1 protein-coding gene and 1 pseudogene are annotated in these 1089 nt (G+C 55.6%); both read left to right on the top strand.

Features of this window, described 5'->3' with window-relative positions:
* Positions 1-177: 177 nt before the first annotated feature.
* Positions 178-639 (top strand): hypothetical protein, encoded by a 462-nt coding sequence (locus tag CKL79_RS22510; protein ID WP_121971720.1) that lies wholly within the window; start codon positions 178-180, stop codon positions 637-639.
* 14 nt (positions 640-653) lie between these two features.
* A pseudogene (locus tag CKL79_RS22505) lies at positions 654-1089 on the top strand (ISAzo13 family transposase); the annotation flags it as partial.

Raw genomic sequence — 1089 nt, 5'->3', positions numbered from 1 at the left:
ATTGTGCTGCAAGTGTTACCCAAAAGTAGCCATTTGTGAACCACGCCCAGATGCTCAAACAAATCAGGCGAAACGCTGATATCACGGCTCATTATGGTTTTGACATTAGGGGCTGGCAATAAAATACATTACCGGTCATTATAAGGCGGAGTTAAGTCAGTTGAGAGAGGCTAGGGGATGCTAGATGAGCAGATGAAGGAAACCTTGAAAGACGCTGCCTGCAAGCTGACAGGTTCGAAGAAACGCGCCTTCATGGCGAAGGTCGCCGAGGACTACTTCGACGCTTCAGCGCGGAAAGCAGAAACGCATCTCGGCTGGGGACGGCAAACGGTTCAGCTAGGGCTGCACGAGCGGGCGAGCGGGGTGGTCTGCCTAGATTACTATCAAGGCCGGGGGAATCGGCGGAGCGAAGCCAAGCAGCCTGAATTGGAGCAAGCGATGCGAGCGCTGGTAGATGGCCAATCTCAAGCCGACCCCACGTTTCGGACAACCTTCTACTACGCCAGAGTCAGCGCCCAGTCGGTGCGCGACGCGCTGATAGCGGAGAAAGGCTACCGAGATGAGGACTTACCCACCCGCCAGACCATCGGCGCGATGCTGAACCGGATGGGCTATCGGTTAAAAAAACACAAAAAGTGAAGCCGCACAAGAAGGTGCCCGAAACAGACGCCATCTTTGAGAATGTAGCGGCAGCGAATGCTGCAGCAGATGCTGACCCCAAAGTTTTAAGACTCTCCATCGACAGCAAAGCTAAAGTCGCCATCGGGAATCTATCGAGGGGCGGCGGTGCGCGAACCCTCGAACCGCGACAGGCCGATGACCATGACCACTACCGCGACGCCACGCTGGTGCCCTTTGGCATCCTCGACGTGCAGGGCGAACAGCTTTCGATTTACTTTGGCCAGTCAGCAGAGACCAGCGACTTTATTGTCGATTGTCTCGAAGCTTGGTGGCAGACCCATCGCTCAGCCTATGCAGAGACGGAAGAATGGGTCATTGACCTAGACAATGGGCCTGCCGTCAAAAGCCAGCGCACCCAGTTCATCAAGCGCATGGCGCAGTTTGCGCAGCGCGAGCAGATGAAGATCC

Origin of the sequence: Leptolyngbya sp. BC1307 (assembly GCF_002286735.1) — a bacterium.
Taxonomy (GTDB): Bacteria; Cyanobacteriota; Cyanobacteriia; order Phormidesmidales; family Phormidesmidaceae; genus Phormidesmis.
This window is presented reverse-complemented; position numbering and strand designations above follow the sequence as displayed.

Coding starts and splice junctions, on each gene's coding strand:
- CKL79_RS22510 (WP_121971720.1), top strand. CDS start 178: ATGCTAGATGAGCAGATGAAGGAAACCTTGAAAGACGCTGCCTGCAAG.